The organism is Pseudoalteromonas sp. AWH4_217 (assembly GCF_056161105.1).
This window is the reverse complement of record NZ_JBSWYM010000011.1, coordinates 117249-138399: the sequence shown is the minus strand read 5'-3', so window position 1 is coordinate 138399 and position 21151 is coordinate 117249. Positions and strand designations below refer to the sequence as shown.

At 49.6% G+C, this 21151-nt stretch carries 15 protein-coding genes and 1 other RNA gene; 5 read left to right on the top strand and 11 right to left on the bottom strand.

Going from position 1 to position 21151, the window contains the following annotated elements; genetic code table 11:
* Positions 1-197 precede the first annotated feature (197 nt).
* Genes ACXAH1_RS15210 through ACXAH1_RS15195 form a run of 4 tightly spaced genes read right to left on the bottom strand, consistent with a single transcriptional unit; the run spans position 198 to position 4445 of the window.
* Positions 198-1364: an FAD-dependent oxidoreductase gene (locus ACXAH1_RS15210; protein WP_475197772.1), complete on the bottom strand. Its 1167-nt coding sequence runs from the start codon at positions 1362-1364 to the stop codon at positions 198-200.
* 9 nt (positions 1365-1373) lie between these two features.
* A complete protein-coding gene (ubiH, locus tag ACXAH1_RS15205; RefSeq protein WP_475197770.1) occupies positions 1374-2546 on the bottom strand; it encodes a 2-octaprenyl-6-methoxyphenyl hydroxylase in 1173 nt (390 codons plus the stop codon).
* Positions 2547-2565: 19 nt separating this feature from the next.
* On the bottom strand, positions 2566-3882 hold the full coding sequence (gene pepP / locus ACXAH1_RS15200) for a Xaa-Pro aminopeptidase (protein WP_475197844.1): 1317 nt from the start codon (positions 3880-3882) through the stop codon (positions 2566-2568).
* A 5-nt stretch (positions 3883-3887) separates the two neighbouring features.
* Positions 3888-4445 carry a UPF0149 family protein gene (locus ACXAH1_RS15195; RefSeq protein WP_046005547.1) on the bottom strand — a complete coding sequence of 186 codons (558 nt, stop codon included), beginning with the start codon at positions 4443-4445 and terminating at the stop codon, positions 3888-3890.
* 220 nt (positions 4446-4665) lie between these two features.
* Between ACXAH1_RS15195 and ssrS the strand changes: the two genes are divergently transcribed.
* Positions 4666-4848, top strand: a non-coding RNA gene (ssrS, locus tag ACXAH1_RS15190) — 6S RNA.
* Positions 4849-5112: 264 nt separating this feature from the next.
* Here the strand turns inward: ssrS and ACXAH1_RS15185 are convergent.
* The 3 genes from ACXAH1_RS15185 to zntR form a co-directional block, all read right to left on the bottom strand.
* Complete coding sequence (locus tag ACXAH1_RS15185; protein WP_475197769.1) at positions 5113-6210, bottom strand: lysophospholipid acyltransferase family protein; 1098 nt, start codon at positions 6208-6210, stop codon at positions 5113-5115.
* 133 nt (positions 6211-6343) lie between these two features.
* On the bottom strand, positions 6344-7564 hold the full coding sequence (locus ACXAH1_RS15180) for an SO_0444 family Cu/Zn efflux transporter (protein ID WP_475197768.1): 1221 nt from the start codon (positions 7562-7564) through the stop codon (positions 6344-6346).
* Positions 7551-7964 carry a Zn(2+)-responsive transcriptional regulator gene (gene zntR, locus ACXAH1_RS15175; RefSeq protein WP_475197767.1) on the bottom strand — a complete coding sequence of 138 codons (414 nt, stop codon included), beginning with the start codon at positions 7962-7964 and terminating at the stop codon, positions 7551-7553. The genes ACXAH1_RS15180 and zntR overlap by 14 nt, the downstream gene beginning before the upstream one ends.
* A gap of 138 nt (positions 7965-8102) precedes the next feature.
* Between zntR and ACXAH1_RS15170 the strand changes: the two genes are divergently transcribed.
* The gene (locus tag ACXAH1_RS15170; protein WP_475197765.1) at positions 8103-9050 is read left to right on the top strand and encodes a D-2-hydroxyacid dehydrogenase; all 948 of its coding nucleotides are present in this window, start codon (positions 8103-8105) and stop codon (positions 9048-9050) included.
* 735 nt (positions 9051-9785) lie between these two features.
* Positions 9786-10148, top strand: a complete 363-nt coding sequence (locus tag ACXAH1_RS15165) for a DUF3192 domain-containing protein (RefSeq protein ID WP_475197764.1) — start codon at positions 9786-9788, stop codon at positions 10146-10148.
* 41 nt (positions 10149-10189) lie between these two features.
* On the opposite strand, the gene ACXAH1_RS15160 is transcribed toward ACXAH1_RS15165, so the two are convergent.
* The 4 genes from ACXAH1_RS15160 to ACXAH1_RS15145 form a co-directional block, all read right to left on the bottom strand.
* Positions 10190-11092: a GGDEF domain-containing response regulator gene (locus ACXAH1_RS15160; RefSeq protein WP_475197763.1), complete on the bottom strand. Its 903-nt coding sequence runs from the start codon at positions 11090-11092 to the stop codon at positions 10190-10192.
* Positions 11093-11096: 4 nt separating this feature from the next.
* On the bottom strand, positions 11097-14792 hold the full coding sequence (locus ACXAH1_RS15155; RefSeq protein ID WP_475197761.1) for a PAS domain-containing hybrid sensor histidine kinase/response regulator: 3696 nt from the start codon (positions 14790-14792) through the stop codon (positions 11097-11099).
* 106 nt (positions 14793-14898) lie between these two features.
* Positions 14899-15522: a LysE family translocator gene (locus ACXAH1_RS15150; protein WP_475197759.1), complete on the bottom strand. Its 624-nt coding sequence runs from the start codon at positions 15520-15522 to the stop codon at positions 14899-14901.
* Positions 15523-15751: 229 nt separating this feature from the next.
* Entirely contained in the window at positions 15752-17152 is a 1401-nt protein-coding gene (locus tag ACXAH1_RS15145; RefSeq protein ID WP_475197758.1) for a PhoH family protein, read from the bottom strand.
* 385 nt (positions 17153-17537) lie between these two features.
* On the opposite strand from ACXAH1_RS15145, the gene rapA reads away from it, so the two are divergent.
* Together rapA and ACXAH1_RS15135 are read left to right on the top strand one after the other, a co-directional pair.
* Complete coding sequence (gene rapA, locus ACXAH1_RS15140; RefSeq protein ID WP_475197756.1) at positions 17538-20432, top strand: RNA polymerase-associated protein RapA; 2895 nt, start codon at positions 17538-17540, stop codon at positions 20430-20432.
* A 164-nt stretch (positions 20433-20596) separates the two neighbouring features.
* Complete coding sequence (locus ACXAH1_RS15135; protein ID WP_475197755.1) at positions 20597-21130, top strand: hypothetical protein; 534 nt, start codon at positions 20597-20599, stop codon at positions 21128-21130.
* Positions 21131-21151 lie beyond the last annotated feature (21 nt).

Sequence of the window (21151 nt, the reverse complement as noted above, 5' to 3'; positions counted from 1 at the left end):
GACACCTGGTCGCCTGTTAGTGGTTCCCGCATCAAGTGCGGGATGACTGGGGTGTATGCGGGATGACTGGGGTGTATGCGGGATGACTGGGGTGTATGCGGGATAACGGAGTTGGGTTTGAAAAGCTGTGTTTGATGCTCAACCCTACAGGTGTAAGCGGGCTGCTTGTTTGGCATCAAGCAGCCCTTCAGTAATGGCTATTCGCCGATGGCTTGCTGTACAAATAAGTCTTTAATGGGGCCGAGGTTATCTACTACATTCAGACCCACACCACGGACTAACTTTTTCAGCGGATGATTGCCGCTGAACAACTCTTTTAAGCCCTGCATCATGGCAATGTGTTTTTGTGCATCGAGTTTGCGGGTTCGTTCGTACTCACGCAAAGTACGATGAGAGGCGAACTCCTCGTTGTCTTCGCTCAGTGCTTTGATCAGGTGTGCAGCATCTTTAAGGCCCAGGTTCATCCCCAGTCCGGCAAGCGGATGAATAGTATGTGCGGCATCGCCCATTAACACCACTTTGCCGGTCAGCCACTGCTGTGCGTAGCGCATGGTCAGCGGGAATACCGCTCGCTCGCCCTGAACCTTACACAAACCGCATTGCAGGTCACTGGCCGCGCTTAAAGCTTTATTAAAGCTCTGCTCCTCCATGGCCATCAACTCGCGGGCGTGTTCAGGTGCCGTAGACCAGACGATTGATTGAGTATGGGGATCAGACAAAGGCAACAACGCCAGAGGACCATCCGGCAGGAACACCTGACGCGCAGTCGCATCGTGTGGTTGCTCTGTTTTGATGGTGGCCACAATGGCGTGATGATCGTAATCCCAGAAGCTGATCGGCAGGTTAAACTGGCTGCGTACCCCTGAGTTGGCACCGTCTGCGGCAACCAGCAGTTTGGCCATCACAGGTGTACCCTGCTCCAGCGTGATCAGCACATCGCTGTCAGTCTGATGAATAGACTGATAACGGCTGCCAAACAGTAAACTCGCCTGACTGTGCTGCTGCAGAGCCTGATATAGGGCAAAACGAATGGCGTCGTTTTCGATAATATGGCCCAGCTCAGGCAAGGCCAGCTGCTGTGCGTTAAACTGAATGCGGCCAAAGCTGTCGGCGTCGCACACCGACATCTTGCGATAAGCCGTGGCCCGCTGCGCCTTAATGGCATCCCACACGCCTAAAGACTCAAACAGACTCTGGCTGGCCAAACTGATGGCACTGACCCGCGCACCATAAGTCTCGTTCAGTGGCTGCGGCTCAGGACCGGCATCCAGCACCATCACCGAGATATTGTTCTTTGCCAGACCCAGCGCCAGCGCCAGGCCGACACACCCACCACCGACTATGCACACTTGTACTTGCTGCATGATTATTCCTTACAGGGTTCGTCCCATGAGTTGTCGCGCCAGTGGCGCTTTCAGTTGTGAGAACAGGCTCATCGACAACAGGCCACAACTGCGCCCCAGTGCCAGCATACGGGAATCATTAGAAAACAGTCTGACCAAAGAATCGGTCAGCGTCATGACACGATTTATGTCTGACTCGCGTGCAGTTTTATAGTTTTGTGTGAACGCGTGATTGCCCCACAGCTCTCGGTCTGTCTGTTGTAGCTGTGTAACCAGCGCCTGAATATCACGCAATCCCAGGTTAAAGCCCTGACCTGCAATAGGGTGAATGGCATGCGCGGCATTACCAATGAGCACACAGCGATGATGCACCAGCTGCTCAACCCGACCCAAAACCAGTGGGTAACTTGTTCGTCTGCCAACCCGTTCAAACATCCCGGCGCGATAGCCAAATGCGCTTTGCAAACGCGCCAGAAATTCCGTCTCATCACACTCTCGCAGCGTATCAAGCTCCCGCTGCGGCATACACCACACCAGAGAGTAGCGGTTGTTGCTCATCGGCAGCAGGGCCATCGGGCCATGCTCGGTAAAGCGTTCAAACGCCTGGCCCTGATGATTATCGCTTACCTGCACGTTTGCTATCAGGGCGCCCTGTTCATAGGCCACGCAGTCAAAGCCAATATTCAGCTTACTGCGAGTAGGCGATTGCGCGCCATCAGCCAACACCAAGAGTTTACCCGACAGAGTTTCACCACTGTCGAGCACCACATCGACCTGCGCCTGCTGCTGATGCAAGCTGGTAATTTTGGCCGGGCAATACAACGCAATGTTCAGTTTGCTCAGTTGCTGATGCAAGTACGCGCCGTAAGGGTTCACTTCGACCACATAACCTAGCGCCTCAACAGCAAATTCATCATGGGTAATCGTGGTTTTGCCAAAGTGACCACGGTCAGATACATGCACCTGAGTGATCGGCTCTGCAAACGTCCAGTGCGGATCAAACAACCCCAGTTTACTCAGATAAGAAACCGACTGCTCAGCCAGTGCCAGACTGCGGTCGTCAAAGCTGGGATGATGCGCCGCTTTAGGCTCAAAGGCTTCAATCACCGCGATGCGGCTGTCGGGAAGCTGTTTTTTGATCGTGACGGCAGCGGTGGCACCGGCCATACCACCACCCACGATTAACACATCAAAGTGTTGCAAGTGTTGCTCCTGCTTGTATTTATTCGCCTGAGCGCATTAAGGCTTCAATCTCAGCAATGGTTTTAGGCACCCCTGCGGTGAGGTTTTCAAAGCCATTCGCGGTGATCAGTAAGTCATCTTCAATGCGCACGCCAATGCCCTTAAATTGCTCAGGTACTTCGGCATCTTCGTCAAAGTACAGGCCCGGCTCTATGGTCAGCACCATACCAGGCTCAAACGGTCTGTCGGCTTCATCCAGCTTGTATTCGCCGACATCGTGCACATCCAGCCCCAGCCAATGGCCCAGGCCATGCATATAAAAGGCTTTACAGGCTTGCTTGTCGAGCAATTCATCGACTTCGCCAGCCAGAATACCCAGCTCTATCAGCCCTTCGGTCATCACCCGCATTGCGGCTTCATTGGCTTTGACCAAAGTGCCGCCTGGTTTAACCTGTTCAAAGGCCGCCTGTTGAGAGGCCAGTACCAGCTCATACACCGCTTTTTGCGATGCACTGAAGCGACCATTTACCGGGAAGGTACGCGTAATGTCGGCAGCATACCCTTCAAGTTCACAGCCGGAGTCGATCAGGATCAAATCTCCGTCGGTTAATTCATCGCAGTTGTCGGTATAGTGTAAAATATTGGCATTATTACCCGAGCCCACTATGGTGCCATAGGCTGGGTGACGGGCGCCATTCATGGCGTAATGGTGGTGAATTTCGGCTTCCAGCTGGAACTCGGTGGCACCGGGCTTTGCAAACTGCATGGCACGTTTGTGAGCATCTGCACTTATCTCGCCCGCTTTGCGCATCACCGCAATTTCAGCTTCTGACTTAAACAGGCGCATTTCATGTAATAACGGGCGCACATCTTTAATGATTTCTGGTGCCCGGTAGCCTTTTTTCGGCGCGCCACGCAAAGTGCCAAGTAAGGTCCAGATTTTATCGTCAAACGCACCATATGTGCCCTGTCCGTAGTAAAGTACCTTGCGACCGTTAACCAGGGTCAACAGTTCCTCTTCCAGCTCACTCAGTGGAAAGGTCTGGTCCAGTTCTAAGGCGGTTTTGGCTTTTTCGTGACCCATGCGGCGGCCGTGCCAAATCTCGGCTAACTTGTCTTTGTTACGACAAAACAGCGTTTGCTGTGTTGCGCCGTCTTTGTCTTTACTCAGCACCAGTACCGCATCGGGCTCTTTAAACCCGGTTAAATAGAAAAAGTCGCTGTCCTGGCGGAACGGATACTCAGTATCACGGCTACGGGTGAGCTCAACGGCAGCGGGGATCACTGCCACCGCATTGTTATCCATCTGCGCCAGCAGTTCAGTGCGGCGCGTTACAAATTCCTGGTTGGCTATCATCATAATTAATGCACTGTTTTAGAGGTCGGTGAAGCAGCGTCTTTGCCTAGCTCAGCAAAACACAACAGGGCCGATACACGGATGTATTCAATCACCTCATGCAGTGCCTGTTTATCTTCTTCACTTTCGTCAAAATGGGTATCTAATTTAGTGATTTCGCTAAAATCACCAATCACTTCCTTTACATCAGCCGAAAACTTACCATAGTCTTTTTGCTTGAGGCCAAAGCCCAGTAAAAACCCGGACACCCAAGCCACCAAGGCATTTGCCTGATCGCTCAGGCTTTCTTCCATTGGTAGATACAGCTCAAACAGGTGCTCTGGATCATTAAAATGAGCAACGACAAGTTTGTATAGCTCGGCAAAAAATTCTTTCAGTGGCGCTGCAAACTTCTGACCATCGTTAAAGACATCACTCAGCAGCCCAAGGTACTCCTGCTCTTCGATATTCAGGCCACATGCCAGTAAACCGCTGATGGTACCGTGCACCTCAGCCGGGGCAATGTAGATATCGTGTTGTTCCAGCAGTAGCTGTGCTTGCTGATAATCTCTTAATTCACTCATGGATAATGTTCTCGTTTGCTTTGTTCTGCTTAGTTAATGCTACCACCCGAAGTATAGCAACAGCAATGACTTGTCTGTTTGCGTACAAATAATCTACGCACTTTTTTGCATTGTTCAGATGCCATACAAAAAGTGCATGAATCGCGGCCAGTCGGACGACTTTTTACGGATATTTGCCGATAAAGGTTTCTAGATGCGGCTGGGTCTTATATACTGAAATCGTTCCCTAGCACGTTGGACAGTGGATGATGTCCCTGAGCCGATAACTTTTTCTTAGGAACGCAGTTTGCTTACTATTGCGCAGGCTCGGCAGGTACCGAGAAGCCTACGGTAGGCTGTTGCTTTCCGCCTTGAACCTTAGGGTTCAAGGACTGACATCTGCATCCGCGTTGCCGGGGACACCTTTTCCTTTTGCTGCAAAAGCATCGCCATTCCTTGCACCATCATTCAGATATTAAAAACCAGCCAGGTATAAAAAAACGCCCCGAAAGGCGCTTTAGATTATACCAATTTGCTTAATTAAGTGTTCTATTTTGAGGCGAGAAAATATGTTCGATAACAAGGCAAAAATTTTGCTATTTAGTTATTCTAAATAAGAAATTTTTAACGCCGTTAGCGTCATATTTGCTCCGTCAAATTGAACAGGTATTAGGTGAAATTGGTATCATTATTGCGACAACTTGCGTTTGGCAGGCTGCGCGTAGATAGATAGCACTAGCTGGCGTAACTCTTCCGGTACTTGCTCCAGCGCTTCCATAAAACGGTTTTTCTCCAGCTCACTGCTCTGGCTTTCATCGCCGGCAGCCAGGTAGTTGCTCGAATGCAGATAGTAATTGCTGACAATCTGCTGATCGATGATTTCGGCCAGCTGCTCCGGCGTTTCGAATTCTTCGTCTATGGGTGAACCAAATGCCACATGCACATGGCCTTTATCGCTGCTGAACCCTTCGATGATGCTGCTGATGTCTTCGCCTTCGGCTTTCACATATTCACCGAACTGCTGTTTATGGTACAGCTCGCGGGCTTTTGACACAGCACAGGGCTCGTACTGGTAAGAAATCGACACAGGCACAATCTTCAGCTGGCGCACATATTCGGCAAAAGGCAGTTTTAGCTTACGCCCATTCAACTGCAACATTTTCAGCAATGCCGGATCGGTAAAGTCGACACCATCTTTGGCACGGCCTTCTTTTTGCGCAATCCAGATTGAGTTGCCTTCATCCAGCGAATCATAAATATACGCAGACAGCTGAGATAAGGCACGCAGCATCTCTTTTGGCGCTTTGGCCGAGCGCTTCACAATAAAGCTTTTGTTCAGGCGCATCAACTCTGTGATATAAGGCACCTGAAGCAGGTTATCACCAATGGCAATGCGCACAGTTTGCATTTTTTGCTGATGCAGTCCCCAGTTGACCAGTGCCGGGTCAAGGACTATGTCTCTGTGGTTAGAGATAAACAGGTAGGCGCCCTGCTTTTCGAGCTTGTCCAGGCCAGAATAGGTGACTTTACTGGTTGTACGCTCAATCAGCATCGACAGATAACCGGCCACTTCATTCTGAACCGCTTCAACATTGGTGACAGACTGCCACTTTTTCTTCAACCGGCTGCGCACCAGTGGCCGGGATATCAGATCCCATCCTGCCAGCCATTTGGGCAGGTTATGCTCCGCAATCACATCAATAAACTGATCATCGTCCAGCAAACGCTGCAAAGCTGCGGGGACTTCATCGTCATTGTAAGGTCTGATATCTGCGTATTTATCCACTAAACTACTCTTTATTATTGGGTGGTTGTCATCAAAACGTCTTATTCTATCGTGCAGCCTGATCGGAAGCTAAGAATATCAAGTCTGACCAGAAGCGCCTGTATCACTTGTTTCATCATGCAGGCACCTGCAGTTACGCCGAGGCCTGAGTGGGCGTAAAGCGTTGTTTAATACCCAGCAACATCAACCTTGCCATCAGCAGAGCCAATACCACGCCTGACCCCAGCGTTAGCCAATAGGGTAAGACTTCATGGTCATGCCCCATCATAGGGGCCACTGTAAAGCCAAACTGTGCCACCAGCCAGTCGGTCAAAAACCCGAATACAATTGCGACACCAATGACTGCCCCCAGATAAGCAAACACCGCGCGACGGCCCAGCTCTTTAGCGACCACGCCTATGGTAGCAACGTTGGTGGCGGGACCTGCCAGCATAAAGACCAGCACAGCACCAGGAGAGACGCCCGCCAATAATAATCCCGCAGCGATTGGCGTCGATGCTGTGGCACATATGTACATTGGAATACTGACCAGAATGACCACAATCATGGCCAGGATGCCATTGCCCCACTGTGCTAAAAAGGCTTCGGGAACATAGGTTTGCACTAAGGCAGCAAAGAATAGACCAATCAGTAGCCATTGCATAGTATCGGCTAACAATTTGTTACAGCTAAATTGCACGGCGGACGTTAACTTTTGCCACAGCCCGGGCTTAGCTTGCGCGGATGCACAACAGGATACAACCTGCTCGGCGGACTTTTGTTCAGGCTTACTGTCGCAACAGCTGGTGTGTGATGCCGGTTCTACCTTAGCTTGGCTATCACAACAGCTGGCAGACTGCGCAGGTTCAACGACTTGTTCACTGGCACAGCAACTACTTTTTTCAGGTTCTACTTTTTTTACTGAGCTGCCACAACAGCCACTGTCTGAGGCGCTTACGGCGGGCGGCGTTGCATTGCGCTCGTCTTTGCCAACCAGCACACCGGCGGTGATAGCACTGGCTACCGCGGCAATAGGCCGGATCACGGCCATAAAAGGCCCAAGCAGTGCGTAAGAAACCGAGATAGAATCCACCCCGGTTTCGGGTGTCGATACCAAAAAGGCAGTAGTGGCACTTTTGGACCCACCGGCACGACGCAACCCGATGGCGGCCGGGATTACACCACAAGAACACAACGGCATAGGCGCACCTATCAGAGCCGCTTTAATGGTCGTCCAGAGCCCCTCTTTACCCAGGTGCCTTTGTAAGAAATCTTTTGGAATAAATATGTTAAGCAACCCCGCAAGTAACAGGCCCAGCATCAGCCAGGGCGCTGAAACCAAAAAGAGTTGCCAAAAGTTATCAAGCAGAGCCATCTACATCCTCCAACGCGGTTAAAATGGAACAATCATCAGCACTTTCTTCGCCGCCACAGCAACGCTCGGCCAGCACGCTCAGTGAGCGCTCGAATTTCAGTAATTCTTCAATTCTTTGCCGGGTTTGTGCCAGCTTCTGTAACGTCAGTGATTTCACTTCTTCACAACTGTGATTGTGTTTATCAATTTTAATGGTCAGCAGTTCCTGAATATCTTTGAGACTGAAGCCCACCGCCTTTGCCCGCACAATAAAACGCATCTGCTCAAGCGCGCTATCGTCATATAACCGGTAACCTGCCGGGCTGCGAACACTGGCCTGCAACAGACCCTGGCGCTCATAATAACGCAGTGTGTCGGTAGACACATTCAATTGTTTTGCAATATGGCCAATCTTATACATAGTCAGTTTTGCCGTTCTTTATGAATCTGATCACAGTATAAACCTTAGAGTTGAGTTCAAGGTCAAGCACAAAGATAAACTTTGGCAATAAAAATGATACACTCGGCGCCATCTGTTAGTAAGGAATGTTTGCTCACCATGAATATTGTTGTTTTAGATGCCGCCACACTGGCGGGTGTTAGCTTGGATCCGCTCAGAGAGTTTGGCACAGTCACCGAGTACGATACCACCTCAGCTGAACAGCTGATGTCACGTATACAGAGCGCTGAGGTGGTGGTGACCAACAAGGTGGTGCTCAATGCCGATACTCTGAGCCAGCTGCCCAATCTCAGATTGATCTGTGTGGCCGCAACCGGCACCAATAATATCGACCTGGAGGCTGCACGTGCCCACAATATCGCGGTGACCAATGTGGCTGGCTATTCCACACCTTCAGTGGTTTTGCACACTTTTACACTGCTTGGCAATCTGATGAGTAATATTCACCGCTACGCGCAGGATTGTGCCAATGGTGCCTGGCAACGCAGCGAACTGTTTTGTCGTCTGGACTACCCAATTCACGATTTGTCGGGTAAACGCTTTGTGATAGTCGGCTATGGTAACCTTGGCCAGGCGGTTGCTAAGGTCGCCAGCGCTTTTGGGGCCGATGTGGTTATTGCAGAGCGCCCTGGGCAAGAAACGGTACGTGCCGAGCGCGTTGAATTTACCCAAGCGCTGCGTAGTGCCGATATTGTCTCTATTCATTGCCCTTTGACCGACACCACCCGCGACTTGTTCGATGCCGACACATTGGCACTGCTTCCGGCTCACGCCATCTTACTGAATACGGCACGCGGTGGCATTGTCAATGAACAGGCACTCGCGGATGCGCTTGCCACTAAGCAGCTACTCGGTGCCGGCGTGGATGTTCTCAGCGTGGAGCCCGCAGCGCCTGATAACCCACTGGTGCGGTATCAGGGTGATAACTTGCTGCTTACCCCGCACACGGCCTGGGCCAGCCAGGAGTCGATCACCCGCCTGATCCAGGGTATTGCCGAGAATATTGATAGCTTTTTACAGGGGCGCGAGCACAACCGGCTGGTGTAACCCAGTGGCGTACGGCTATATAGGAATGGGTGTCATTGGTGTAAATCATCATTAATGTAAATCACTATGGGTGTCACGCATAAGTCACCTCTAAGTAGTTCCCGTATCCAATGCGGGATGACAGGCTGTGTATGTGGGAATAGGTGTTATTGGTGTCACTCTTGAGTCGCCTGCCCCTTTAAGCTCTGTCTATCATTGCTCCTAATCGGCATGCCTACACGCCGTCATCCCGGCCTGCGAGCCGGGAACTATTTGAATTCAGCGTAAGCGTATTTTTAGTCACCACGTCGCCTGTTGGAAGTTCCTGCATCAAGTGCGGGATGACTGGGGTTGGATGCGAGAGTTGCTGCTTACAAGGCAGCATTCAGTCGTCAGGCTCTCTTGCGCTTTATCTATTACCGCTCCTAATCGGCGTGCCCACACTCCGTCATCCCGGCCTCTGAGCCGGGAACTATTTGAATTCAGCTCAGGCGCATTTTTTAGGCATCAAGTCGCCTGTTGGTAGTTCCCGCATCGAGTGCGGGATGACAGTCTGTGTATGTGGGAATGGAGTATGGTGATAAGTTCGTGCTTTTAACCAACTATTGGTTAATTCATTCAAAATATAGCATTTCATAATAGTTACCTCCTTATCTAAAAACATAACCACTTGATTTATAATCATTTAAAAGTTGGCAAACTCTTTGCTCTGTACAACTCAAAGAAAATAAAGACGGCTTAGCCTGGGATATAACGATGAAAAAATTACTAATTGCAATTGCGCTATTAAGTTCAACCGCACTGACTGGCTGTGTTGTTGCAGTCACAGATGGCGAATATAACGGTCACCACGGCTGGAAGAAAGAACAAAAGCAGAATCGCGAAAAAATAAGTCAGCTCAAAATGGGCACTGAGTATCAGCACGTGCTGAACAAACTGGGTACCCCTGAGTTCACAGATATGGTATCTAAAGATGATACGGTTTATCAGATACTGTACTTTGCAACCAACAGCAAACACTCCGACGGTGTCGTTACAAAAGATGAGTGCACACCTTTACTTTTCAAAAACAATAAACTGGTCGGTTTTGGTGACACTGCTCTGGCACACCTGCTGTAAACAGCGCCCTGACGGGATCAGAGTCTTGTACTCTGAACCCGTTACACCACATTCAATACTGCTTTTTGCTGGCGTTCACGCGCATCATTAAGCGCCATGGCAGCCTGATCTAACGGCTCGTTGTGGTCTCTGGAAAAATCGGCTTTGGTATAACAAATACCCACACTCACTGTCACATGTGCGCAAGTTGGCGACGCGGGATGTCGTATGGCTAACGCAGCCACCGCTTTGTGAATCGCTTCGGACACTTCAAGCACTTCCACCTCACTGATATCACGGAGCAACGCAACAAAACGCCCGCCATCGTGTCGCGCTGTAAATCCATCCATATTGGTTATCAAACCGGAGACCACTTGGGCAATTTTACAGAGGCATTCATCGCCACTCACATGACCAAATAACTGGTTGTAACGTTCAAAATGATCGACCCCCAACACAAACACCGCTAAAGGCCGCACACCCGACGCACACTGTCGCCAGTAGGTTGACAACGTTTCATTCAGTGCACGGCGATTAGGTAACGATGTCATGCTATCAATTAAAACTTGCTGGGACAGTTGATCGTTTCGCTGTTTGTTGCTGAGGTGGATTTTTACTCTGGCTTTCACAATGTTAGGGTTAAACGGCTTGGTAATGTAATCGACCGCGCCTTGCTGAAGGCTGTCTGCTTCATCCAAAAAACTGGCACTGGCGGAGATCACAATAACAGGTAACTGTGCGGTGTCGGCATTTGCTTTCAACGCTTGCAGAAAAGGTTCTGTCTCCCCCCCGAGCTGTTGATTGTCCATGATGATCAGGTCGATACTATTCGTTTTCAGTAACCCCAGCGCCTGCTCCTGAGATGAGCTCAGCGTCACAAAGTAAGTTTCTTCCAGAGTATTTTGTAGTACCACCCGGTTCAGGGGATCCGGGTCTAACACCAGAATATGGGCCGATTTGTGCATTTTCTTATCCTTTTAGCCACAACGAAATAAAACACAAAGTTTGTTCTACAGCCGTATAGAGTTGCTCACATAACTGTTCAGATGCTACCTCATCCGCTTGTTTTGCCAGCGCTTCACATTGACGCGCCTGATCTGCCAGGCGACGTAATCCAAGACCCGCAGCAGACCCTTTAATGGTATGTGCCAGACTCGCCAGTTCCGTAACAGTTTCAACACCCTGCAAACTCGTCATATACTCTTCACAAAGCTTAGCAAACTTTTCGAGCATAGTGCGTAGCAGCGCGTCTTTATTCATCATTTGTGTCAGCGCAAACGGATAATCAAACACAACTTCCCCTGCTGGCACATATTCCAGCAGTGCAAGGCATAGATCTGCAGGTGTGATCGGCTTCACTAAAAATCCGTTGAGTCCCGTCGCCAGCGCTTGCTGCTTTTCCTGTTCATGAGCATTCGCGGTCAGCGCTACGATAGGTAGTGCCTGGCTGTTGAATTGGCGTCGCAGTTGCCTGCTGGCCTCATAACCGTCAATATTGGGCATATAAAGGTCCATCAATACCACATCCGGGCGCAGCTTCTGACAAATGGTCACTATATTCTCAGCATTGCTAAGCGCAATCACAGTTGCCCCACGCTGCTCCAGTACAGTTCTGCTAATATCCAGGTTCACCGGATTATCATCCACCACAATACACAATAAAGGCGTTAAGGTATGGGTGTCTGGTAAAGCGGTGGCCGACCTTTCCAGTGAACATACACTCAGGCTCTGATAAAACACGGGGGCTGACAACCTGATGGCATCAGACTCTGCAGGCAGAGCGTCGGTAAAGGGGTCTGTGTCAGGCACCAACCACTGTACTTGCCGTCCAAACTCAGTCTGACTCAATATACGAACACGTTCTGCGTTGTCACAGGCCAGATAGGCAACAGAGCTGGTTGTATTGAGAGTGTTCAATTCCGTCTCACTTCCCTGGTGTATACCCTGATGGGCAAGATAAGGGAGAGGAGCCTGTCGCTCCAAAATTAGAAACAGAGATTGAAGACTGTCGTTGTCTGCCAGTGCCGCGCGCTCTAGCCGTAAAGTAAACTCAAACCGGCTGCCTACTTGTGGTGTACTCGAGAGTGTCACCTCTCCCCCGAGTAATTGAAGAACCTGTTTCACTATCGCCAGCCCGAGTCCAATGCCCTCATGTGGACGTGAGCTACTTTCATTCCCCTGAGTAAACGCATCAAATAAACGAGCCTGGTCTTCTTCACTAATGCCCGGACCTGTGTCCCAAACACAGAATCTGACAGCCTGCTCCGGACCATGGCTGTCCTGCTGCAGGGACATAGTCAAGCCTACCCGGCCATGCTCAGTAAACTTCACCGCGTTCCCCAGCAGGTTCATCAACACAAGTTTAATACGTGCCTCATCGCCAATTAAGCGAGGCCAAATAAAGGGGTCAACCTCTACCTCAAATTCCAGCTGTTTAGCACTGCTCAAAGGTGTAATTAAACTACTCAGGTTGGCAATCAGGTCAACAATACAAAACGGCTGGTCGTTGGATTTACCTTGTCCACTTTCGAGCCGGGCAAAGTTGAGGATATCGTTTAGCATCGCCAATAGCTGCTGGGCCGCACTTTCAATCTGCTCCAGCTTGTGCTGCTCCACCCTTGCGTCCAATGCGGGTTTAAGAATGCTAACCAGACCCAGGATGGCATTAATCGGTGTACGGATTTCATGACTGATATTGGCAATAAAACGACTTTTGGCGTGATTGGCCCGTTCGGCATCAAGCCGGGCACGAATGAGCGCCGTGACATTTTGTACGTGAATTACGAAGTATTTTGGGTTTTTCTGTTTGTCCCAGACCAAAGAGACACTCAGGTGCAGCCAGCGTTTTGGATCCTGCTGAGCTAGGCTCAGTTCACTGGCTCCCTGTCGCTCGTGCAAACAATGATCCAGTACGTCATTTAAGGCTTCAACATCTGCATCTTCAAACACACTGTACAGACTGCTGCCAATATCTACCCGGTCGAATAACTTACGCGCAGTCCGATTGAGCTCTAGTACCAGCCGGTCAATAGACAACAGGATCACGCCGTTTGGCGCATACTCGATAGCCGCTTTAAAATTTTGCTCCGATGCCCTGAGTGCGGTCAGCGCCTGTTGTTGTTCACTGATGTCCCGAGCTACCCCTAAGGTGCCGATACGCTTGCGCAGATCATTGTATAAAGGAGAAACCGTGATCAGGTAACTACTCCCTTCTAGTACCAGAGTATCAGTCAGGCTTTGTCCCTGGCGATTCATTGCCAGCTCCAGGTCCAGTAAAGCCAGGTGTCGTTTGGTCACTTCCTGATGTTCGCGCGCAACCAAGTCAACCTGAGCGACTCCAATAAACCGCTCAAACGCTTCATTGCAGCCAATAAAAGAACCATCGATGTTCTTATAGTAAACCAGATCAGGCACTGAATTTAATACGGTTTTAAGTAAGGCGGCCTGGCGCTCTTTGGCTTCAAGGCTTCGTGAAAGTGCTTTCTTCTGCTGCTGAACCTGTTCATCAAGCCTTAAATTGTTCTCCTGAAGCTGCTGTAACGCATTGCGCTTTTGTGTAACAACCCGTTTGATTTCAATAAACCATGGCTGCCAGTCTTTTGGAACCGCATAATTCATTGTCGCTTGTGGAGTATTTTCCTGATAGGTCAGATACTTTACAAAATGCTTAAGGGGGCGAATAAAGACCTGGGCGTTGAGCCATACATAAGCGACAAAGGTGGACACTATAAACAAGATCAGGAAACCCAGTTCGAGTAATGCTTCATATCGCGCCGGCGCAGAAAAGCTTGCTTCACTCTGAACAAAACGCAGTGTAAAAGGCTGTTCCGGGGGTTGATAACTAAAACGTACACCACCTTCCCAGGGAAGCTTATCGTTGTGTGATGGGTCTGCTTCTGGCTCACGGTAAGCTTTGCTGGTGGCCAGCGTTACACCCGGCTGGGTGCCCTTCAACGCCAGCTCCCCTCCACCAAAGGTCATCTGCTGTAATCGACCAGCCAATTTATCTACATCATAGATAAGCAGTATCTGTGCAAGCGAGCCACTGGCCAGACGCTGTCCTAGCGCAAAATAATGTTTGCCAAATACCCGGGTTGGCATACTCGTGGCGGTGATCCCCTGACTGAATTGCGGTGTAAAACGCGATTCGACGATGGCAGTTAATAAGTTGCTCTGGCTGGTATCGCGCCGCTTAACAAAGGCAAAACCATTATCCTGAATAAATACGACCGCCTCGAGCTCATCAATCAGGGCCAATGCAGTATCAAAACTGGGACCCAAAGCCATGATTTGCTGCCATTGCGCAACGAGTGCGCCCGTGGGCACAAACCTGCCCAATCCGACAACTTCCCCTCCGTTGTCGGGAAGCTGCCGATAAAAATACCCCGTCTGCTGACGAATATTTTGTTGCCAGTTTTCATCCAGCTGATAGCGAATAGGCTCAGCCAGACTATCTCGAATACTGGTTATGACGGTTTGCGCGGCCAGCGTTTCCTGCTCTACTTGACCTGCAAGGACATAAAATTGAGCCTGATAAACCTGATACTGGCGCTCAAGTTTGATCTGATACAAATGAAAACAGAGCACTACCGCAAGTAGCATAGGCACCAGCAAAGCAATGCTGATAGCCTTTCGATAGTTCTTAAGAGGGAGAAATTCCGGCACGCAGTGGCTCGATGTTAGTTCCTTGTTTTAGCAAGAGTAACCAGCGCTTAGCGATCTTTCAAGTGGACATAGTCCCTGCTAAACGGCTCCAAAGCTTGATAAGGGTCTAGTAGCCTTTACGCTGGACAGATAAACACATGGCTGCGGCAGTGCCGATAAAGGTGAGGCCAATACATCGGGACATAACTGACAAAACTTTATCTGATAGCTTGTTCGTTACCTTCTCCCCCCACTTCGCATAACAACTGAGACATATAAAGGAGCACATCAGCAAAGTGAACACCAGAACCATAAACTGAGGAACGAGCGGCTGCTCCGTCACAACAAATTGAGGAAACAAAGCCGTTGTGAACACAATAGCTTTAGGGTTAGTCATGGCAATAAACATTCCCTGCCCAAAATAGTTTTTTTCGCTCTTTTTTGTGTTAACAGCAACGCCATCAGCCAGCCCTTTACGCCACAGCCTGAAGCCCATATAAAGCAAATAAATAGCACCTAAGACTTTTACCACGGAAAACAGTAATGAAGAGCTGACAATGATCGCGCTGACACCCAACACGGAACACAAACTCATCACAAACAACCCTGTGACATTGCCCAAAATGGTATAAGTAGCCTGACGCCGGCCAGCTGTCATTGAATGACTCATCACTAAAAACACCGCCGGGCCGGGCGTTATCGTCGCTGCCACTGCAATAGACAAAAACGCAAGCCAGTTTGCTATTTCCATATAAGTCCTTATACCCAGTACAATGATTAATTCTTCGCTCTGTACGAATGCCCTAACTCTATCTTAGCAGCAATCACAGTTAATTTTGTATACAAACTTGGCTCATGTGTACCCGACGAAAAGAGTTAACATCGCGATGTGACTAAACCGCCACACCATAGCGGATCACAGAGCAATGCCCTGGCAACATAACAGGCCAGCCATGTCCATAGCTGACCTGTTGATTTAGCTATAGGTTTTGCTCAGCGAAAGAGGCAAGACGACTTCTTACCACACCGTTGAGATTAATGGTGGCGGAGCCTTCAAAGTCCTTAAATCGCTCCACAATATAGGTTAGCCCTGAAGTGACCGGAGTAAGGTAGTTACTGTCAATCTGGGCCAGGTTACCGGTACAGATAAGTTTGGTGCCTTCACCACAGCGCGTGATAATGGTTTTCAGCTGCGAAGCAGTGAGATTCTGGCTTTCATCCAATATCACCACCGCATTCTGGATACTGCGCCCGCGCATAAAGTTAACCGACTTAAACTGGATGTTGGCCTTTTCCATGATGTAGTTACGACTCGAAATGGGGCTTTCGTCGTGTTTATGCAGTACTTCCAACGTATCCGTTATTGCCGCCAGCCAGGGCGCCATTTTTTCTTCTTCCGTGCCTGGTAAAAATCCGATGCTTTCTGCGATTTCCGGCGTATTTCGCGTCACGATCACTTTGTCATACACGCCCTTCTCAATGATCATCTCCAGCGCACTGGCCAGCGCCAGTAAAGTTTTACCGCAGCCCGCCGGACCGGTCAGGATCACCAGTTCAATGTTAGGGTCAAGCAGCGCATCGAGCGCCATACCCTGATACACATTCTTGGGAGAAACGCCCCAGGCTTGCTGGTGCATCAATCGCTCAACACTGATGTCCTTAAGGGTGACGTGCTCTGCGTCGTAACCCGTCACACGGGCAGCAAAATGCTCACCCTCGTCTATCAGGTATTCATTAACAAACACTTCAGGCATCAGTTTGGCGGGCACCTGATGCAAAGTATAGCGCCCCTGCTGCTCGGTTTGACATTCGCCTACATTGGCCCAGAAGTCGCCTGTAAACTTGTTATATCCTGAGGTCAGCAAGTTAATATCATCGATCAACTGATCAGTACGATAATCTTCGACAAACTTCAGTCCTGCCCCCTTGGCCTTCAGGCGCATGTTGATATCTTTGGTAACCAGCACCACTTTTTTGTCTGAGTATTGCTTTTGTAGCTGTATGGCGCAGTTAATTATACGATGGTCGTTTTCGTTACCCGGTAATCCGGAAATGCTATCCGGATAAAGGTGGTCGTTGATCACAACCAGCCTGCCGCTGCTGGCAGGTTTGTGTGTGTCGCGCTGCACTTTAGGCAAAGCCACACCTTCGAGCATTTGCTCTGGTGATGCATCACGTAACACGTCGTCAAGGCTACGAATGGCCACCCTGGCATCGCTGCTGACATCGCGTTTTCTGTCTTTTATGTGGTCCAGCTCTTCCAGAACTGTCATGGGGATTACTACGTCGTGTTCCTGAAATGAAAAGAAAGCGAGGGGTTCGTGAAGGAGTACGTTGGTATCTAACACATACATTTTCCGGTCGAGGTCGTCATTTCCCATAGTGCGTTCCTATTTAGTGAAAACTACTACTGAACAAAGACTTGGTCGCCACGCAAGTCCGTGCCCTTACCCTAAGTTTAGTCTATTTGTCACAAAAGTCGTTTTTATGACAGTCAGGTCGAGTACCAGGATGAACGAGCGGGTTAAATACCTCAATTTTGAGCAACTGAGCTATGCTTATTTTTTGTCGTGAGGACGTAAACGCCACTGCCCGAAATAACGCGAAACAGGACAACAAATAGTCCCAGCTCCTGCGCCGGCTCAGGTCAATAGCATAAAGTGAAAAAAATCACAGTTTATGTACGTTTATCCATGCCTCACAACCTTGAACAAGGCGGTGCTTCTCGGTACCATGGCCGCCTTTTTTCCGCGAGATGAGACAAGCATGAATTTTTCCTTAGGTCAGCGCTGGATCAGTGATACTGAATCAGATTTAGGATTGGGCACCATAGTGGCACTGGAAGGTCGCCAGATGACTATATTGTTTCCCGCCAGCGGTGAAAACCGCGTATATTCTGTGCAGGAAGCCCCGGTTACCCGCGTGATTTTTAATCCCGGTGATGTGATCCGCTGTGTTGACGAATGGGAAATGCGTGTTGAGAAGGTCGAAGAGCAAGGCGATCTCCTGTGTTACCACGGCGAACGCCTAGATAATGAAGAATCCGTCACGCTGAAAGAAACCTTTCTGGATCACTTCATTAAGTTTAATAAGCCACAGGATCGCCTGTTTGCAGGTCAGGTTGACCGCTTCGACCGCTACACCCTGCGCTATCAAACCTGGCAACACCAGTTCAGCCGCCAGCAGTCTCATTTGAAAGGTCTGATAGGTCAGCGCGCCAGCCTGATCCCACACCAGCTGTATATTGCCGACGAAGTGGGTAAACGTTTCGCCCCGCGTGTATTGCTGTCGGACGAAGTGGGCTTAGGTAAAACCATCGAAGCGGGCATGATCTTACATCAGCAGATCCTCACCGGCCGTGCCAGCCGGGTTTTGATTGTGGTGCCAGAAAGCCTGCAACACCAGTGGCTGGTTGAGATGCTACGCCGTTTTAACCTGCACTTTTCTATTTTTGATGAAGACCGTTGTGACGAAGCCTTTGCGGATTCGCCAAACGTGTTTGAAACCGAGCAACTTGTTTTGGTCAGCCTGGAATTTATCACTAAGAAACGCCGCTGGTTTGAGCAAGCCACACTGGCCGACTGGGATCTGTTGGTTGTGGATGAAGCCCACCACCTGACGGTAGAAAAAGACAAACCCAGCACTGAATATCAGCGTATTGCTGAGCTGAGCCAGGACATTGCCGGCCTTATCTTGCTTACCGCCACACCGGATCAGCTGGGTCACCGCAGTCACTTTGCCCGTTTGCAATTGCTTGACCCGGACAGATTCTACGATTACGACGCCTTTGTAGAAGAAGAAAGTCACTACAAAGAAGTCGCCGATGCCGCCAATAAACTGCTTCAGGATGGCAAACTTGACGACAAAGCCAAGGCAACCCTGAGTGAGCTGTTAAAAGAAACCGACATCAGCGACCTGCTGAGTCAGGTTGAACAAGGCGAAGAGACTGCTAAGCAGACACTGCTAAACAACCTGTTAGACAGACACGGTACGGGCCGTATTTTGTTCCGTAACAGCCGCAGTGGCATCGACGGCTACCCAAGCCGTAAATTGCACGCCTGCCCGGTAGACATGCCAAAGCAGTACAAAACCGCCATTTCTGTGATGGGTAACATTGGCGGTATTCAGAGTGCTGAAAAGAGCGCGCTGCGTGCCCTGTTCCCGGAAAAAATCTTCCAGGAGTTTGAAGGCGAAAGCGCCAGCTGGACTCAGTTCGACCCGCGCGTTGCCTGGCTGATCGACAAACTTAAAGAGCTGAAACAGCAAAAGGTATTGCTGATCTGTGCCGAAGCGCAAACCGCCATCAGCCTGGAACAGACCCTCCGCGAGCGCGAAGGCATTAAGTCGGCGGTGTTCCACGAGGGGATGTCGATTATAGAACGTGACCGAGCGGCGGCTTACTTTGCTGACGAATATGACTCTGCCCAGGTACTACTGTGTTCAGAGATTGGCTCGGAAGGTCGTAACTTCCAGTTTGCCCACCATTTGGTGCTGTTTGATTTGCCACTCAACCCGGATCTGCTGGAGCAGCGTATTGGTCGCCTTGACCGCATTGGTCAGCAACAGGATGTGAACATTCACGTGCCTTACTTCGAAAATACCGCACAGGAAGTGTTACTGCGCTGGTACGACGAAGCGCTGGACGCGTTCGAAACCACCAGCACCACCGGCCAGTTACTGTACAAAGAGTTCTCAGACGACTTGCTGGAACTGGTAGCAGCGCATAACTGCGACGAAGAAGAGCTCGACCCGTTACTTGAACAGGTCGCCAAGCAAAACACTGTGCTGCGCGCCAAAATGGAGCAAGGCCGTGACCGCCTGCTGGAGCTGCACTCAAGCGGTATGGGTAAAGCAGACACGATTGTCGAAGAAATCGAAACCCTGGACGACGACGTGGTACTGCCAACTTACATGATCAATGTATTCGACATCTTTGGTGTCAATCAGGAAGACAAAGGTGAAAACACCATTATCCTGAAACCCACAGAGCATATGCTCAACCCGTCTTTCCCATGTCTGAAAGACGATGGCATTACCGTGACCTTTGACCGTGGCACTTCGCTGTCACAGGAAGATGCACAGTTTATCAGCTGGGACCATCCTATGGTTGAAGGCGTGATGGACATGATCTGTGATGACGACTTTGGCTGTGCTTCTGTTGCGCTGTTGAAAAACAACAAGCTGCCAGTGGGAACTTTCTTTGTTGAGCTGATCTTTGTGGCCGAAACCTCAGCGCCTAAATCACTGCAAATTGGTCGCTTCCTGCCGCCAACGCCAATCCGAGTACTGATGGACAAAAGCGGTAACGACCTGGCGCAAAATGTGGCCTTTGATGCCTTTAACAACCAGCTTTCTGCCGTTGGTCGCCAGACTGCCAGTAAGCTGGCCAATGCTCTGCAGTCGGGTATTCACCCGCTGATCAGCAAAGCCGAAGAGCAGGCCAAAGCACAGATGGCTGAATTGCAACAAGCGGCGCAGGCACAGATGGAAACCCGATTGGGTGACGAACAAGCTCGTTTACAGGCACTGAAAGCCGTTAACCCGAATATCCGCGATGAAGAAATTCAGGTATTCGATAAACAACGTACTGCACTGAGTGAGCACATTAGCAAAGCACAGGTCAAACTGGATGCGATTCGCCTGATAGTGGTAGCGCACTAACTCCTGAGAACAGGGTACAGCCGTACCCTGTTCAATATAATGCAAGACTCTGACTTGCAAAGCTTTATTACTTCAGTTAAAACTAGTTCTTCGATAGTAGGTTAGCACGCTATTTGAGTACGCCAACAACTTATTCTTCCCTATCAAGATACTGAACAAACCATATGGACATCGTATATTTCAACGACTATTTACTTTATGCGGCATTTTTTATTGCCGTATTTCTCAGCTGGCACAATGTTAGCGCTCGATGGTTTCTGGCCCTAATTGGCATACTCGAAACCTTAGATTTTCTGACTCTCTCTACCGTGCTAACCTGGCACACTCACTTCTATATCTGGTGTGCTTCTCTGAGCTTGCTATTTCTAATACCGATGATCTTTCGTACTCAGCTTGCTAACTGGCTTTATCAAAAAACAGGCGTTCGGTATTTTCTAATTACCGCGCGGATTAGAGGCTTTTCGCTACGAGAGAATATACTCATTTGCGTATTTATTGTGGCTATTTTTGTGAATCTGGTTACTTACATAGAAGTGCTGCTATACAAATACTCCGTGCTCGACAATGCTATTATCAAACTCTACATTCGGGATAATGTCGCCGCGCTACTTCACTACATTGAAATAGGAATAGTACTATCATTCATATTGTGCAATCGTAAGAAAAGCCAGCCAATAGAACACAATGCCCAACATTAAAAACCTCCGACCTGAGGCGCA

Excerpts from the sequence above, each read along its gene's own strand:
- ACXAH1_RS15195 (WP_046005547.1), bottom strand. The coding sequence starts at position 4,445 with ATGAGTGAATTAAGAGATTATCAGCAAGCACAGCTACTGCTGGAACAA.
- ACXAH1_RS15135 (WP_475197755.1), top strand. The coding sequence starts at position 20,597 with ATGGACATCGTATATTTCAACGACTATTTACTTTATGCGGCATTTTTT.
- ACXAH1_RS15160 (WP_475197763.1), bottom strand. The coding sequence starts at position 11,092 with ATGCACAAATCGGCCCATATTCTGGTGTTAGACCCGGATCCCCTGAAC.
- rapA (WP_475197756.1), top strand. The coding sequence starts at position 17,538 with ATGAATTTTTCCTTAGGTCAGCGCTGGATCAGTGATACTGAATCAGAT.
- ACXAH1_RS15145 (WP_475197758.1), bottom strand. The coding sequence starts at position 17,152 with ATGGGAAATGACGACCTCGACCGGAAAATGTATGTGTTAGATACCAAC.
- ACXAH1_RS15180 (WP_475197768.1), bottom strand. The coding sequence starts at position 7,564 with ATGGCTCTGCTTGATAACTTTTGGCAACTCTTTTTGGTTTCAGCGCCC.
- zntR (WP_475197767.1), bottom strand. The coding sequence starts at position 7,964 with ATGTATAAGATTGGCCATATTGCAAAACAATTGAATGTGTCTACCGAC.
- pepP (WP_475197844.1), bottom strand. The coding sequence starts at position 3,882 with ATGATAGCCAACCAGGAATTTGTAACGCGCCGCACTGAACTGCTGGCG.
- ACXAH1_RS15210 (WP_475197772.1), bottom strand. The coding sequence starts at position 1,364 with ATGCAGCAAGTACAAGTGTGCATAGTCGGTGGTGGGTGTGTCGGCCTG.
- ACXAH1_RS15150 (WP_475197759.1), bottom strand. The coding sequence starts at position 15,522 with ATGGAAATAGCAAACTGGCTTGCGTTTTTGTCTATTGCAGTGGCAGCG.
- ACXAH1_RS15170 (WP_475197765.1), top strand. The coding sequence starts at position 8,103 with ATGAATATTGTTGTTTTAGATGCCGCCACACTGGCGGGTGTTAGCTTG.
- ACXAH1_RS15165 (WP_475197764.1), top strand. The coding sequence starts at position 9,786 with ATGAAAAAATTACTAATTGCAATTGCGCTATTAAGTTCAACCGCACTG.